At 45.6% G+C, this 15,824-nt stretch carries 13 protein-coding genes and 3 tRNA genes; 8 read left to right on the forward strand and 8 right to left on the reverse strand.

Annotated features, from left to right (window positions below; translation table 11 throughout):
- Positions 1 to 90: 90 nt before the first annotated feature.
- Positions 91 to 585 (reverse strand): Rsd/AlgQ family anti-sigma factor, encoded by a 495-nt coding sequence (locus AACQ79_RS07635; protein WP_013857948.1) that lies wholly within the window; start codon positions 583 to 585, stop codon positions 91 to 93.
- Positions 586 to 765: 180 nt separating this feature from the next.
- On the opposite strand from AACQ79_RS07635, the gene nudC reads away from it, so the two are divergent.
- From nudC to AACQ79_RS07655, 4 genes are all read left to right on the forward strand, one after another.
- Complete coding sequence (gene nudC, locus AACQ79_RS07640) at positions 766 to 1,551, forward strand: NAD(+) diphosphatase (RefSeq protein WP_170889804.1); 786 nt, start codon at positions 766 to 768, stop codon at positions 1,549 to 1,551.
- 249 nt (positions 1,552 to 1,800) lie between these two features.
- Complete coding sequence (hemE, locus tag AACQ79_RS07645) at positions 1,801 to 2,868, forward strand: uroporphyrinogen decarboxylase (protein ID WP_010318957.1); 1,068 nt, start codon at positions 1,801 to 1,803, stop codon at positions 2,866 to 2,868.
- A 101-nt stretch (positions 2,869 to 2,969) separates the two neighbouring features.
- On the forward strand, positions 2,970 to 3,608 hold the full coding sequence (locus AACQ79_RS07650; protein WP_017043942.1) for a TetR/AcrR family transcriptional regulator: 639 nt from the start codon (positions 2,970 to 2,972) through the stop codon (positions 3,606 to 3,608).
- 89 nt (positions 3,609 to 3,697) lie between these two features.
- Positions 3,698 to 4,660 carry an acetyltransferase gene (locus tag AACQ79_RS07655; RefSeq protein WP_094166076.1) on the forward strand — a complete coding sequence of 321 codons (963 nt, stop codon included), beginning with the start codon at positions 3,698 to 3,700 and terminating at the stop codon, positions 4,658 to 4,660.
- A 37-nt stretch (positions 4,661 to 4,697) separates the two neighbouring features.
- Here AACQ79_RS07655 and AACQ79_RS07660 read toward each other — a convergent pair whose 3' ends face one another.
- The 7 genes from AACQ79_RS07660 to rsgA all read right to left on the reverse strand — a co-directional run bounded on the left by AACQ79_RS07660 (position 4,698) and on the right by rsgA (position 14,594).
- Complete coding sequence (locus AACQ79_RS07660; RefSeq protein ID WP_231140426.1) at positions 4,698 to 5,783, reverse strand: murein hydrolase activator EnvC family protein; 1,086 nt, start codon at positions 5,781 to 5,783, stop codon at positions 4,698 to 4,700.
- Between the two features lie 221 nt (positions 5,784 to 6,004).
- Positions 6,005 to 7,537, reverse strand: a complete 1,533-nt coding sequence (gene gpmM, locus AACQ79_RS07665; RefSeq protein WP_170899762.1) for a 2,3-bisphosphoglycerate-independent phosphoglycerate mutase — start codon at positions 7,535 to 7,537, stop codon at positions 6,005 to 6,007.
- A 156-nt stretch (positions 7,538 to 7,693) separates the two neighbouring features.
- Positions 7,694 to 8,581, reverse strand: coding sequence for a DMT family transporter (locus tag AACQ79_RS07670; RefSeq protein WP_013857940.1), 888 nt, complete (start codon positions 8,579 to 8,581; stop codon positions 7,694 to 7,696).
- A gap of 112 nt (positions 8,582 to 8,693) precedes the next feature.
- Positions 8,694 to 10,574, reverse strand: a complete 1,881-nt coding sequence (locus AACQ79_RS07675; RefSeq protein ID WP_019282806.1) for a methyl-accepting chemotaxis protein — start codon at positions 10,572 to 10,574, stop codon at positions 8,694 to 8,696.
- A 297-nt stretch (positions 10,575 to 10,871) separates the two neighbouring features.
- Positions 10,872 to 12,287, reverse strand: a complete 1,416-nt coding sequence (locus AACQ79_RS07680) for an SLC13 family permease (protein ID WP_017048339.1) — start codon at positions 12,285 to 12,287, stop codon at positions 10,872 to 10,874.
- Between the two features lie 212 nt (positions 12,288 to 12,499).
- Positions 12,500 to 13,357 (reverse strand): archaetidylserine decarboxylase, encoded by an 858-nt coding sequence (gene asd / locus AACQ79_RS07685; RefSeq protein ID WP_170899763.1) that lies wholly within the window; start codon positions 13,355 to 13,357, stop codon positions 12,500 to 12,502.
- A 175-nt stretch (positions 13,358 to 13,532) separates the two neighbouring features.
- A complete protein-coding gene (rsgA, locus tag AACQ79_RS07690; RefSeq protein WP_013857936.1) occupies positions 13,533 to 14,594 on the reverse strand; it encodes a small ribosomal subunit biogenesis GTPase RsgA in 1,062 nt (353 codons plus the stop codon).
- A 154-nt stretch (positions 14,595 to 14,748) separates the two neighbouring features.
- Here rsgA and orn point away from each other — a divergent pair, with 154 nt between their 5' ends.
- From orn to AACQ79_RS07710, 4 genes are all read left to right on the forward strand, one after another.
- The gene (orn, locus tag AACQ79_RS07695; RefSeq protein WP_010318948.1) at positions 14,749 to 15,294 is read left to right on the forward strand and encodes an oligoribonuclease; all 546 of its coding nucleotides are present in this window, start codon (positions 14,749 to 14,751) and stop codon (positions 15,292 to 15,294) included.
- Between the two features lie 176 nt (positions 15,295 to 15,470).
- Positions 15,471 to 15,546: transfer RNA gene (locus tag AACQ79_RS07700), tRNA-Gly, on the forward strand.
- A gap of 57 nt (positions 15,547 to 15,603) precedes the next feature.
- Positions 15,604 to 15,680 (forward strand) — tRNA-Met (locus tag AACQ79_RS07705).
- Between the two features lie 33 nt (positions 15,681 to 15,713).
- Positions 15,714 to 15,789 (forward strand) — tRNA-Gly (locus AACQ79_RS07710).
- Positions 15,790 to 15,824 lie beyond the last annotated feature (35 nt).

Here is a 15,824-nt window from a genome sequence, read left to right on the forward strand (position 1 = left end):
TCTCAGCGCTGATTAAAAAAGGCACCTTCGGGTGCCTTTTTTGTTGCGCTTAATTAATCTACGCGAATGATTACAGCAAAATATTCAATATTAAGCACCAGGAGGGATAGCCAAGCTGTCCGCGATAAGTTGAATCAAACTATCTTCCACTCCAAAACGCACCTCAATAATTTCACCAATTAGCGAAAGGTCGTTGTCAAAGTTTTCGAGATCATCCTCATCACTCACTGCCGCGTATTTATCTGTAAAATTGAGTAACGGCTCGGTAGTAACAATAATTTTTCCATAAGTCTGATTAATTTCATCGGTGGCTTCAAAGCCAGTTGCACGCCACCTATCCATCACCATATCGTAGATTTTGAAGTGACCTTCGGAAATATAATCCACCAGTTGTTGGCAAAAACGTTGCAGCTCTTCTGGCGAGGGAAGCCCGTTAACATTCGTTTTGGCGGTGCAAGGTTGCAGCGCGGCTAATTTGCAATACTCTACAATTAAGGTTTGTCGCGTGTTTAACCAGTGATCAATAACGTCACTGTAACCGCCCCATTGCTCTTGTGTGCGTTTTAGTTTTTTTAGCATGACCATGCCCTCATGATCGGGTCACAAAGCTGGTGACCGTTTCCTTTGCGTAGGGTTGCACTTCGTAGATACAACTCATTGTCCTTACTAGAATTTATAGAACTAAATTTGGAACGTTACAAATTCTGGTATGAATTTAGATTGCCAGTAAAATGGGGTAACTGCAAGAAGAGAGGTCGCAACATGTTGAAAAATAGTGATACAAAAATCGCTTATTGGTGTGTAGTTTCCGGAAGTGAGATCTGGACCATAAATGGTGAGTTACCGCTAGGATCTGCGGGTGAATATTCCCTGCCTTTAGAAAAAGCGGTGGTGGTAGATAGTTGTGATGGTTACCCAGTGATGTGGGTCAATGATGCCGATCTTGATGGCGAGCGAGAAATGACTTCATTACGCGAATTGTTGCATCTCAAACCAGAACTGTTTTTGGCGATCAGCAAAGCGCTTCAATATGGTCACATGAGTCAAACGTTACGTTTTTGTCCACAATGTGGTGGGCGAAATTACCTAAACCATAACCAATTGGCGATGCAATGTTCTGAGTGTCGAACGTTACATTATCCGCGTATCTTTCCTTGCATTATTGTCGCGGTACGAAATCAGGATAAAATTTTATTGGCCCAGCACCCAAGGCATCGTAACGGCATGTATACCGTCATTGCTGGTTTTCTGGAGGTCGGGGAGACGTTAGAGCAATGCGTGGCACGTGAAGTGCTTGAAGAAACGGGGATTCATGTGAAAAATATTCACTATTTTGGTAGTCAGCCTTGGGCATTTCCATCGAGTATGATGATGGGCTTTGTGGCGGAATATGACTCTGGCACGATAAAACCCGACTATAGTGAATTGAGTGATGCACAATGGTTTTTAGCAAGTGCTTTGCCTCCCGTTGCGCCCGAAGGGACGATAGCCAGAGCATTAATAGAGCACACGTTAAGCGAAATCGAGAAAGATTCACTGCCGCATTGCTAAAAAAAACCCTCCGGTGAAGGAGGGGGTAAGTAAGATGTCGTTATGAGATGCCGAGTACAGAGTACTCAGTTTATAATTATAGTTTTCGCTAGCGAACAAATTTTTAACACCGTTAAAGGTTGCTTGCAAATTAACCATTGATTTAAAAGTTAATAACATGATCTCGCTTGCAAAGCACACCGTTTTTGGCGCTTATTCAGTGCTAGAATAACGCCACAAAAAATAACAAGCTTTAAATTGGAAGACGGAATGACTGAATTAAAAAATGATCGCTACTTGCGTGCACTGTTAAAACAACCTGTCGATTGCACCCCTGTATGGATGATGCGCCAAGCAGGACGTTACCTGCCAGAGTATCGCGCAACGCGTGCCGAAGCAGGCGATTTTATGGCGCTGTGTAAAAATGCTGAGCTAGCTTCTGAAGTGACATTACAGCCATTACGTCGCTTTCCATTAGATGCCGCTATTTTATTTTCTGATATTTTAACCATTCCTGACGCCATGGGATTGGGTTTGTATTTTGAAGCGGGAGAAGGGCCAAAGTTTGAACGCCCGATCACTTGTAAAGCCGATGTCGATAAAATTGGCTTACCGGATCCGGAAGGCGAACTGCAATATGTGATGAATGCCGTACGCCAGATCCGCAAAGATCTACAAGGTGAAGTTCCATTGATCGGTTTTTCAGGCAGCCCATGGACACTCGCGACTTATATGGTGGAAGGTGGCAGCTCAAAAGCCTTCACTAAGATCAAAAAAATGATGTACGCCGATCCTAGCGTGCTGCACGCCTTGCTCGATAAACTGGCAGACAGTGTTATTGAATACCTTAACGCACAAATCAAAGCGGGTGCTCAGTCTGTTATGATTTTTGATACTTGGGGCGGAGTACTGACGCCGCGCGACTACAACCTCTTTTCACTACAGTATATGCACAAAATTGTGGATGGTTTAATTCGTGAAAATGAAGGTCGCCGCGTACCCGTCACTCTGTTTACCAAAAACGGTGGCATGTGGCTGGAGCAGATTGCTGCAACGGGTTGTGATGCAGTAGGGCTTGATTGGACCATCAATATTGCCGACGCCAAAGCGCGTATCGGTGACAAAGTGGCGCTGCAAGGCAATATGGACCCTTCCATGCTTTATGCTCCGCATGATCGTATTCGCCAAGAAGTGGCGACCATTCTTGAAGGGTTCGGCCATGGTGGAACGGGCCATGTCTTTAACCTCGGACACGGTATCCATTTAGATGTGCCACCGGAAAATGCGGGCATATTTGTTGATGCGGTGCACGCCTTGTCTAAACCGTACCATCAATAATAGGTTTGCGGTGCCTTATCGCCGATAATGCACCGTTTCTCACTCTCATCCTGTTATTTGATAGGAGCAGGTTCACAGAGGTAAAGAGGTAATAAGACAAGATGAAGACCAAAGATAAGATCGTTTATGCTGCATTAGCGCTGTTTAATGAACATGGTGAAAGAACGGTGACCACTAACCATATCGCAGCACATATCGAAATCAGCCCAGGTAATTTGTATTATCACTTTCGTAATAAACAAGAAATTGTTCGTGATATTTTTGCTCTCTATTCAGCAGAGTTACTCGAACGTTTTCAGCCGATTGCGGCACAGCGCGAAAGCTTAACTCTGTTAAAGCATTATCTTGATTCGATCTTCACTTTGATGTGGAAATACCGTTTTTTCTATGCCAATTTACCGGAAATCCTGCAGCGTGATGAAGTTCTACATGGTGAGTACATTCAAGTACAAGAAAAGCTGCAAACTAATCTCATTAATATTATGCACGCTTTTGTTGAGCTGAAATTGCTATCTGTCGGAAAAGAAGAGATGCAATCTTTAGTGACCACTCTCCATATGACGGCCTCGTGTTGGTTGAGTTATCAGTCAGCGATGTTTTCCAAAACGCAGATCACCGAGCAAGTGATTCATCAAGGCATGCTACAGATGATCGCAGTCGTTAAACCCAAAGCAACGGAACAAGGTCTTGAACAGCTTCTATTATTAGAGGAAGGTGTGCGGGCGATGCACGCATCATAATGTGTGCTTAGTTATAACCTTTGAGTATTGTTCTTAATCCTTTGAAGCTGTTAGCTTCTTAGCTATACATCTCTAAGGGTGGTGTTGATATGCACTATGACGTTTTTAACGGTGATGCTGATGGCATCATCTCTCTTCTTCAGCTGCGGCTTGCTTACCCTCGCACGACGACCCTAGTTACTGGGGTTAAGCGTGATATCAAATTGCTCCAGCGTCTTAATCTTCAATCCCGAGATAGTCTGACCGTGTTAGATATTTCGATGGAGAAGAATCAGCGACCTTTACAGCAGGCTCTTGCGGCGGGGGTGACGGTGTTTTATGCCGATCATCACTATGCAGGCTCAGTTCCCGAGACCCCGCTGCTTGACGCCCATATTGATTTGGACCCTAATACTTGTACGGCATTAATTATTGATCAATGGTTAGGTGGTCCGTTCCATGAATGGGCGATTGTGGCAGCTTATGGCGATAATTTGATTGCTAAAGCGGATACTTTAACGCGCAACGCGGGGCTAACTACCACTCAAGCTGAACAACTAAAAAACTTAGGCACCTTGATTAACTATAACGGTTATGGAGAGACGATAGAGCAGCTTCATTATCACCCCGCTGATTTGTACCAAGCCTTGCTAGTTTATCCTTCACCGTTTGATTTAATGAAGGATGACAACTCCCCTTTTTATCATTTGCAGCACGCTTATGAGCAAGATATGCAGCTTGCTCAGTCGTTAGAGCCTATCTATAAAAGTGCCTGTTTGAGCGTATACGAGCTGCCAGACTGTGCATCATCACAGCGAGTGAGTGGTGTGTTTAGTAATTGGCTAGCCAATCAAGCACCCGCCGCGGCACATATGGTTTTAACGGTAAATTCATCGGGTGGTTATACCGTTTCGCTACGTGCTCCATTAACCAATAAACAGGGAGCGGATAGGTTATGCAGCGCCTTTGCAACCGGAGGCGGGCGAGAAGCGGCGGCGGGTATTAATTCGTTGGATAAAAGACAATTGACCCAATTCATTACTCAAGTAGAAGCGTACTATTCATCACACTAACGCTCGCCCGGATTAACTGGGTGATGAATGTGTTTTGCTAGCGACTGAGCCAGCGTGTTGGGTCTTCGGCTTTACTGTTACGACGAATTTCGAAATAGAGCGCTGGCTGAGATTGACCGCCAGTGTCGCCCGCTAAAGCAATGGTTTCACCAGCGGTGACTTTATCGCCCTCTTTTTTGAGCAAACTTTGGTTAAAGCCGTATAAGGTCATATCGCCTTTGCCATGATCGAGCAAAACCACCAGCCCATAACCACGTAGATATTCAGCAAACACGACCGTGCCAGAATAAACCGCTTTGACGTTTTGACCATAATTGGCGTCAATGACTAGACCTTTCCAGTCAATTTGTCCACTTTGACGTGTACCAAAAGCATGCAGGATTTTGCCTTTGACTGGCCAAGGTAGCTTGCCTTTTTGCGGCGCTAACCCATCCATTAGTACAGCGTTACGTTTTGCTGCTTTGGCGATTTCCGCTTGTAATCGCGTTTCATTGCGTTGCAATTCCGCTAAGTAGACTTTATCACCGGAAATACTTTTTTGAATTTTACCCACCGTACTGCGTCGTTCTGACTGCGTTTTTGCCAATGTAGCGCGCTTTTGGGTCTGCTGTTCTAATAGAGAGGCGATTTGGTCTCGTTCAAGTCGCAGCTGTTTTTCACTTTCATTGAGTTCTTTTTGCGTAAGTTCAAGCTGTTGGATGGTTTGGCTGCGTGCCTTCGCCAAGTGTTGGTAATACTGGCTGATGCGATCTTCTTCCACGCCATTATTGAGTATGTTGGATGAGGCTGTCGCTCGCTGAGTGGCGTAATAGGTTTTGATCAGTTGAGCTAATTTGGCGGTTTGCTGTGTTTGTTGTGTTTCTAAGGCCGTGATCTTTTGCTTGAGTTTAGCGATATTAGCGTTGGCCACTACCAATTCTGATTTGGTGTTTTTGATCTGATTTTCTAGACTTGAAATGCCTACTTCTTGCTTTTTAAGCGCATTTTGCAACGAATCGAGCTCTTTTTGTCGATTATTTAACGCTTGCTGCTGACGAGAAATTTCGCCTTTCACCCCTTTTAGCTCTTGTTGTGTGGCAGCCATTAACGGTGAGCTGGAGAGGCAAGCTAGCCCTAACACCATCACTAGGCTAAGTGCATGCCACCAAGTCGTTATAGTAATTAGGTGTGGTGAAGGCTTGTTTCTCATCCGTTTTCAAGTCTCTATCGACAAATTAGTGAGTCAGTATACTCAAAGCCATCCGCGAGGCGAAAGCCCTATGTCAAAACTTGCAATCAAATCGAGTTCTTGGGCGAAAAAAAGCCTCGATATTTATCGAGGCTCAATAGCACGTGGTTGGTGAGTTATTTAAACAACACTTGACCAGACATTTCTGCCGGAATGTCCATGTTCGATAGAGCAAGCATCGTTGGTGCTAGATCAGAAAGCTTACCACCATCTTTTAGCTTAAGATCTTTGCTACCGACGTAGATAAGAGGTACTGGCAGATTGGTATGAGCAGTATGAATGCCCCCTGTTTCTGGGTTCACCATCATTTCTGCATTGCCGTGGTCTGCTGTGATCAGTAGCTGGCCATCGACTTCTTTAATCGCTTCAACCACTTTTCCGATACACTCATCAAGCGCTTCGCATGCTTTCACGGCCGCTTCGTAAATACCAGTATGACCAACCATATCGCCGTTCGGGTAGTTACAGATAATCGCATCGTATTTACCCGATTTGATTGCCGCAACGAGTTTTTCAGTCAGTTCAGGCGCGCTCATTTCCGGTTGCAGATCGTAAGTTGCCACTTTAGGTGAAGCAACCAATTGGCGCTCTTCGCCTGGGAATTCGTTCTCAACACCACCGTTAAAGAAGAAGGTGACGTGCGCGTATTTTTCTGTTTCAGAGATGCGCAACTGAGTTTTACCCGCCTTTGATAGCCACTCACCGTAGGTGTTTTCTAGTGATGCTGGTGGAAATGCGCACAGCAGAGGAATGTCGGCGGCGTATTGGGTTAGCATCACAAAGTCAATTGCTGGGAACTTTGCACGTTCAAACCCGTTGAAATCTGGTATGAAGGCACGAGTAATTTCACGTGCACGGTCGGCGCGGTAGTTCATGAAAATCATGGCATCGCCATCTTCAATCGCAGCAGAGTCTTGGCCTTCAGCTTTGATTTCTGTCGCTTTAACAAATTCATCATTTTCTTCACGTGCGTAAGCCGCTTCAAGGCCTGCCACGGCGGAAGCAAAAGTAAATTCTGCTTTGGCTTCAACCAATAGGTCGTAAGCTTTTTGTACGCGTTCCCAGTTGTTATCGCGATCCATGGCGTAGTAACGACCAATCAGTGAGGCGATACGACCTTTACCTAATTTAGAAAATAGGTCTTGGAAGCGTTGCAATGAGGCTTCGGCACTGCGTGGTGGCGTATCACGGCCATCAAGGAAGCAGTGGAGGTAGATTTTCTCAGCGCCACGGGCAGCAGCCATTTCAACGGCAGCGTAGATATGATCTTCATGCGAGTGAACACCACCTGGCGACATTAGCCCCAATAGGTGAACCGCTTTGCCCGCTTTGATGGCTTTATCCATCGCGTTGACTAACACTTCGTTTTGTTGGAATTCACCATCAAGAATTGATTTAGTAATGCGTGTCAGGTCTTGGTAAACAATACGACCAGCACCGATATTGGTGTGACCGACTTCTGAGTTACCCATTTGACCATCCGGTAAACCTACATCCATACCAGAAGCAGAAATCAGAGTGTTTGGGTTGTTTGCAATTAAGCTATCCATGACTGGAGTATGTGCATTGCTGATTGCGTTGTGTGCGTTATCTTCACGGTAACCCCAACCGTCAAGAATTACTAAAGCCATTGGCTTCTTAGCTGACATAGTTATGACCTCGTCAAATTCAAAGTAACTTAAACAGAAATTAGCGTAATTTTACTACACTTTGAAGCGATTGCAGTAGGTTAAGATCAATGATTCTCCCTATCAATGCCTATAAAGGTAGCCTATTGATCAACATCGGTGCCTTTTTAGCGCCATTTAATAAACTAAAATTCCCGTCCCAAGCACGGCAAATAGTGCACCACACCAAGCGAAGCGGTTGGGCCGCTGTTTGGTATACATCCATAAAATAGGCAACAACATGATGGGCGTGGTTGAGGAGAGCAGGGCCACCATACCCACGTTGCCTTCACGCAGTGCGTAGAGAATTAACGTCATTCCGACCGCCATCGCAAGAAAACCGTTGATGGCAGTAATGGTAAAAATGGGCAGCGTAATGGCTTGAGTGGCGCGTGCTAATTTTGCACCAGTAGCCAACAGTAAGCAGTGTGCGGTGAAAGCGGTGAGCATTCGAATCGCGGAAGCGGCGATGGGGTCGATCCCCGTTTGCATCACAGGTTTGGCGATGATCCCACCCAATGCTTGGCATAGAGCCGCGATAAGGCCAAGTGCAATGCCAACCCATACTCGGCCTTTAATTGCTTCCAATGCATTATGATTTTGCCCTCGGCGGCCAAAAAAGATGGCCGTTAGAACGCCTGAAAAGACAAAAGTCGCGCCCACTAGCTCTGCATGGCTCATGCTTTCGCTGAATAAAAAATAGCCGAGAATGGCCGAAAAAACGGCATGGCAGGAAAAGAGTAAACCGGCTTGTCTTGGCCCCATGCGATTTAAACACGCAAACAGCGCCGTATCGCCAATGAATATGCCAATCAACCCCGAATACATCATGGGTGTTACCATCTCGCTGTTTACCGTTGCCCAGCCGCCAGTTGCCAACGCCATGCTCACTAAAATGAGAGAAGTACAGCCCATCCGCCAACGGCTATAAGCAAAGGTTCCTAAATGGCGAGCGGGAGTAACAGACAGTAAACTGGCTACTGCCCAAAGAAACGCGGCAGCAAGCGCGAGCCATTCGTAGCCCATGTAAACATCCTTGAACGAGGGAAGGATCTCAATATGCCTTAAGCGCTAGGGGAAAACAAAGGGAATTTATGGGCTTGCCTCAATGTGATTAAAAGAGGCAAGCCAAGAGGATTTACACTTTGAAGCGGCGAATATCGTTACGCATGGCTTCTGCCGATAAATGCATTTCATGAGCGCTGTGGCTGCTCTGCTGAGTTTGACTAGCAAGGTCATCAGAAGCGTCTTTGATACCTTGTGTATTGCGGCTAATGTCTTCGCTGACGGCTCGTTGCTCTTCAGCGGCACTGGCAATTTGCAAGGCCATATCATTGATCTCGGTAATGGCTTGCGTGATCCGCACTAAACTGTCGTGAGCTTGTTCGGCATAGTCAACACTGTGGTCGGCCAGTTTGGTGCTGGCTTCCATATTCTCGACCGCATGTTGAGTATTGCGCTGCAAGGTTTCAATCATGGTGCGGATCTCTTCCGTTGAGCCATGTGTACGTTGGCTGAGCACGCGAACTTCGTCGGCGACCACAGCAAAACCACGGCCTTGGTCACCTGCGCGGGCCGCTTCAATCGCTGCGTTGAGTGCTAACAGATTGGTTTGTTCGGCAATACTTTGAATGGTGGATAGGATCTGGTTGATACTTTGAGCATTGCTCTCCAACTCTCGGATCACTTTGGCCGCACTATCGACCTGATTGGCTAAGTGAGTAATGGAATCTCGATTCTTTTTGATAACCGCCTGCCCGTCATCACAAGCTGAGGCCGATGCTTGTGACGCGCTAGCGGTCAGTTCGGCATGGCTAGCCACCTCAGCGGCGGTAGCCGACATCTCGTGAATCGCGGTGGCTATTTGGTTGACATCATTTTGTTGGTGCTCAACTCGCATGGAAGCTTGAGCAGAAAGGTCATTGGCATCTTGTGCTTGCTGGGAAAGTTGTTGGCTACGGCTGACGATCCCTTTCAGCATCTCCTGCATTTGACTTAAAAAGAGATTCACTTTCTCGGCCAATTCACCGATTTCATCCATGCGTCGAATGTCGATGCGTTGGGTGAGGTCACCTTCTCCTTGCGCTAATTGCGCTAAAGCGTTCGACAATACCTGCAGTGGTTGCAGTAAGCGGGTTACAACCCAAGTGCTGATGCTGGCGATAATAATGTAGAGTACTAAAGAGGCAATGGCGGTAAAGGTGATCTGCTCAGAAACCGAGGCGTAGGCCATCTCTTTATCCACCACAATGCCCAGTAACCAATCGGTATTTGGTATTTGTGAGACGTAAATTAATTTGTTGCCTTGCTTTGGCCAAACAATAGTATCAACGCGATTCTCTTTAGCTAAGCTGGCCATATGCTGGGAATCTAATTCGTTGTTTAAATTGGTTAAAGGTTTTTGGCTTAAGGCTTCATCTTGATAGGCGACAATATTGTTATTGCCATCAACCAGAAACGCAAAGCCTTGGTTATCGAGTTTAACACTCAGTACCTCTTTAATGAGATTGGTTACGGTTAAATCGGCGGCGAGTACACCTTGTTTTTGACCTTTAAAGGCTTTGGCGAAGCTGACTACGATGCTGCCATCAAAATCTTGGTAGGGTTCGGTAATTATAAGCCCGGATTGTGCCATTGCATCTTTATACCAAGGGCGCGTTCTTGGATCATAATCACTTGGCCAATCTTCGGTTTTATCACCATAAGCGATGGTGCCATCACTGAAGCCAGCATAGACAGAAAGAAAATCACCGCCTTTTTTGGTGACCAGTAGCGCTTGATCTGCGTTGTCATTACTGGCGATAAAAGATTCATTGGCCAACATCATATTGCTACGGATCCCGAGCCAATCACTGATATAACGGCTGGTGGCGAGACTGACATTTTCCATTTCACTATTGATGGCGTGAGTCGTCTCCTGTTGCAGTTGGCTGACGGAGATCCAAGCTTGTACACCACTGACTATCGCAATGATAATGGCGATCGCCACTTGAATTTTAAATTTGATGGTATGTCTCATGGGTTATGCCCCTAGAACGGTTTGACAACAGCGTGTCGATAGCTCAGATCAGGAAAAGATGAATTAACGGCTCCTACGCTTAGTTGCAGCGAAATGATGAAGTCGTTTCATATTTCTTCAGATAAATGAATAACTAAAACAGGCTAATCCTACGAAAATATGATGTTGATTAATATGATCGCGCTCGATTATTGTTCATCTCGTTGATTTGCTTTTACTTAGTTTTAGGCTGGAATGATTCATCTTTGCGACCTGCATTCAGTCTTGACGCTCAATGCAAGTCGCAGTCACCAAAGGTTAGGTTAGTAATAGCGCGGCAGTATAGACAATGCACAAGCCAACAACGCCAATAATCAGACCTGTTTTGGCCATGTCTTTACTCTCAATAAGCCCGGTAGAATAGGCCAGTGAGTTCGGCGGTGTTGAGACAGGTAAAATCATACCCAGTGAGGCAGAAAAGGCGACAACCACTAACAAACTTTGTATACCACCAATACTGGCCAAGCTTTCCATGGATGTGCCAATCGCGGCGGCGATCGGCATGAGTAAGTTAGCGGTCGCGGTATTGGACATGAAGTTTGCCATGATCCAACAAACGAGCGACAGGGTGATGACGACCGAGATAGGCGATAGAGAACTGTAATCAATCGCGTGAGCTAATGCTGAAGCGAGCCCTGTTTTATCTAGCCCAATTCCAATCGCTATCCCGCCAGCCACTAGCCACAAGACGTCCCAGTTGATCTGTTTCAGTTCCTCTTTGCCCATAATGCCGGTGAGTGTAAAAACCGCCAAAGGAATAATAGATACCACATAGGTGTTCATGCCGTGTAGAGAGGTGGTCATCCACAGCACTATGGTGGCGGCAAAAGTAATGTAGACCACGATTGCACGCCAATTTTTTTGGAATGTTCCGTTTAGTTTCAGCACCATCTGTTTTTCTGAAGAGGGAAACAGTTTTTGTAGCAAAAACCAAGCTAACGTGAGCTGAATAATCACAAACGGCAAGCCCATCATCATCCAAGAAAAGAAATCAATGCTATTGCTTCCGGTGAGATATTGCAGCGCGATCGCATTGGGCGGCGTACCGATAGGCGTGGCAATACCACCGGTGTTCGCTGCAATCGGAATGCAGAGCACTAAGGCCTTGATGCCTAAATCCCCTTTTGGAGCTGAAGCGACGATCGGCCCGAGCAGCGCCAGCATCATCACAGTAGTCGCGGTATTGGACATAAACATAGAAAATACCGCAGTGATCAACATTAGCCCCAGCATAATAAAGCGGGGTTGAGTACCAAAAGGTTTGAGTAAAACTCGGGCTAAGTTGTTGTCCAATTCATATTTAGAAGCAGCAATCGCCAGTGCAAAGCCGCCCATGAACAAGATAATAATCGGTGAAGAGAAAGCGCTGAAAATATCGGTGTACTTCATTAACTCGCCGATATCATGCCCAGCGGGTGGCGAACGAAAGAGATGCAAGCCTTTATCTGAAATCATCACCAATTCGAGCGCAATGATCAAAATGGAGGTGGCAAATACAGGAACTGGCTCCAATACCCAAAGCAGAGCAGCCAATAAAAAAATAGCCAGTAATCGATGTTGAATTAAGGTTAAGTCATCAATCGGTATTGCATCAATGGGCATCAGTAAAACACCGATGGGCAGCAAAAAGCAGATCGCAAGCTTTATCAGCATTCCCGTATTCATGGTAGGCATATCACATGACCTTCATTAGGTTAACTTGAAGTAACTAGCGTAAATGATATGTGAATGAAGGTCTTAGACGCGGCTTGAAATTTTGAGTTTTAGCGAAGGAATATGCAGCAGCTTTGTTTTTTATCAATAAAGAAAAAAGCGAAATATCTAGAGGCGTTAGCTCTGAACATGCAGAGCTAACGCATTCGGCAGGGAACATTAAGAGATGGCGATTAACGTTGCTGTGCGTATGGAGTACCCATAACCGTTGTAGCATTGTGTTGCATAGACTCATCAAAGCGAATTTTGTCTTTTGCAAACAGATTGATCACCGTAGAACCTAACTTAAAGCGACCCATCTCTTGTCCTTTTTTCAGTACAACAGAGGTATTGCCTTGGGCTGGATAATCCCAGCGATAAACGGTATTGCCGCGCGGAGGCGTGACGGTACCTGACCAAACTAGCTCAATACTGCCAACAATGGTCGCTCCGACAAGCACTTGTGCCACTGGGCCAAACTCAGTATCAAAAATACACACCACGCGCTCATTGCGAGCAAACAGGTTCGGTACATTTTCGGCGGTTAGTGGGTTAACCGAGAAAAGATCGCCCGGTACATAAATCATTTGACGTAACACGCCATCGCAAGGCATGTGTACGCGGTGGTAGTCGCGAGGTGATAAATAAAGCGTGGCAAATTCGCCATCTTCAAACTCTTGCGCCAGCTTGGCATCACCACCGAGCAATTCTACCGCTGTAAAATGGTGGCCTTTCGCTTGGATCAGCTTGCCATCTTGAATCGGCCCGAATTGACTAACGCAAGCATCGGCCGGATGGGTGATTAAGCTATCACCGTCACTGATTGGCCGAGCATCGGCTTTCAATTCACGAACAAAGAATTCATTGAATGTTTTGAAATGGCTAGGATCTGAATGCAGAGCTTCATCCATGTTGACATTATATTGTTTAATAAACCAACGAATGACTGCAGTGGTTAGACCGCCAGCTTTCGCTGATGCGAGTTTACCCATCAGGCGTGTTAAGCCATGTTGTGGGATCCAGTATTGCAGTCCAACTTTAATTTTATCCATTGTCTCTGATTCCAATGTTAACTGTATGTTCTTCACTTTGGGCGCGAGATGTTACTGAAAAACTCTCACCATGTCAGCAGTTAGTCACCATTGCTTACGGATTATTCGATGGCGACAGATAAAAAATTTATCGATCAAGTCTGCGGACATTTGCCGGGGTAAAACTCGATGCTATTTATAAATCCGCTTTTTTGTTACGCGAATATTGGCGGTTAGCTTTGTTTTCCGACATGCTTTCTAAAATTCGGTGGTAGTTCTCAAAGCGCGTGTTACTAATATCACCTTTTTCCACGGCTTCACGTAGTAAGCAACCCGGATCGTCAGCGTGTTTACAGTCTCTAAACTTACAGCCGCCTAAGAAGGGACGAAATTCGACAAAGGCTTCAGTGATCGCTTCAGCTTCCAAGTGCCATAAACCAAATTCACGCACTCCCGGCGAGTCGATCAAATCACCGCCTGTAGGGATATGATACAAGCGAGCCGCAGTGGTGGTATGTTGACCAAGTCCAGATGCTTGAGAAACTTCACCTTCTTCAATTTCATCTTCCAAATTTGGCATTAATGCGTTCACTAGGCTGGATTTACCAACGCCAGATTGACCAACAAATATGTTGATCCGTCCGCCAAGTTCCGCTTCTAACTCAGCAATCCCTTCACCGCTTTTTTTGCTGACAAAAAGCACTTTGTAGCCAATGCGTTCGTACACACGTAACGACTCTTGATATTGGTTACGCAATTCATCGCTGAGTAAATCAATCTTATTCAGTACCACTAGCGGCGCAATATTCACGGTTTCTGAAGCGATCAAATAACGGTCGATGATATTGAGTGACAGTTCCGGTAGTACGGATGACACAATGACCATCTGATCAATGTTTGCCGCTACTGGTTTCAAACCGTCGTAATAATCTGGACGAGTCAGAACCGATTTGCGCGGTTCAACCGCTTCGACAACGCCAGAGATACCTGCCATCGATTCGAGTCCAGGTCGCCAAATAACACGATCTCCTGAGACCAGCGTTTCAATGCCTCGGCGTAAATTACAGCGGTGGATGGTGTGAGTCTCTAAATCTTCAACATCGGCATGTTGGCCAAAACGAGTAATCACTAACCCAGTTTTTGCGGTGCCGAGCATGGCTTCATCCCACGAAACTGTGTCCTCTTTTTTGAGTCGTTTACTCTGATTATTACGAACGCGTCGTACTTGACCTTTCGTCAGCTTCTTTTTCTTTGCCACGATTATCTACTTCATGATTATGATACGTTTTGATCCAACGTTGAGATTTTACTCAAAATCATACCGTTTGGATCCAATGTCCAAAGGTATCTTGGGGATCTGAATTTGGGTATAGTACCTTTTTTATCTGCAAACCAATATAGGCAACGTATTTATGTCTTTTAGCGATCAAAACTTGATTTGGGTTGATCTTGAGATGACAGGCTTAGACCCTGAAACTCACAAAATTATCGAGATTGCCACCATTGTGACTGATAGTGAGTTGAACATTTTGGCTGAAGGCCCAGTGTTGGCCGTTCATCAATCAGAAGCTGAATTGGCTAAAATGGATGAATGGTGCACCACAACACATACCAAAAGCGGTTTGGTCGAGCGAGTACGCCATGACTCAGTGACACAACAAGAAGCGGTTGAACAGACCATTACGTTTTTGGAAAAGTGGGTGCCTAAAGGTAAATCTCCGATTTGTGGCAACAGTATTGGGCAAGATCGCCGCTTCCTTTATAAACATATGCCTGAGCTGGAGGCCTACTTCCATTACCGTTATGTGGATGTCAGTACGCTAAAAGAGCTGACTCGCCGTTGGAAGCCAGAAGTATTGGATGGCTTTTCTAAGCAAGGTAGCCACCTGGCTTTAGATGATATTCGTGAGTCTATTGCTGAGCTTCAGTACTACCGTAAGACCATATTCAGTATTTAATTTTCAGAACGGCATTTTTTGCTGATGGCGTGTTAACCAGTTTTTGTGATTAATACGCCATATTTGCGTTCTTTTTCGTCAAAAAAAAAAAAAAAAGATTTTTTGCCAGTAAGGGCTTGCATCATAAGAAAATGCTCTTATAATTCGCAGCCCTGAACAACGGAAACGTTGTGAATGCGACACTAGCTCAGTTGGTAGAGCGCAACCTTGCCAAGGTTGAGGTCACGAGTTCGAACCTCGTGTGTCGCTCCAAACTCTCTTGTTAGAGAGTATAAGTTTTCATCGTACTTAACGGTGACACAATACGGACGCGGGGTGGAGCAGCTTGGTAGCTCGTCGGGCTCATAACCCGAAGGTCGTTGGTTCAAATCCAGCCCCCGCAACCAAATTCAGATTAAGCGTAAATACGATTAATCATTGCGACACTAGCTCAGTTGGTAGAGCGCAACCTTGCCAAGGTTGAGGTCACGAGTTCGAACCTCGTGTGTCGCTCCAAATTCTTTTCGAAGAAAAGAATAGCGCCGCACAAC

The organism is Vibrio sp. 3-2(1) (assembly GCF_963887575.1).
Lineage (GTDB): Bacteria > Pseudomonadota > Gammaproteobacteria > Enterobacterales > Vibrionaceae > Vibrio > Vibrio anguillarum.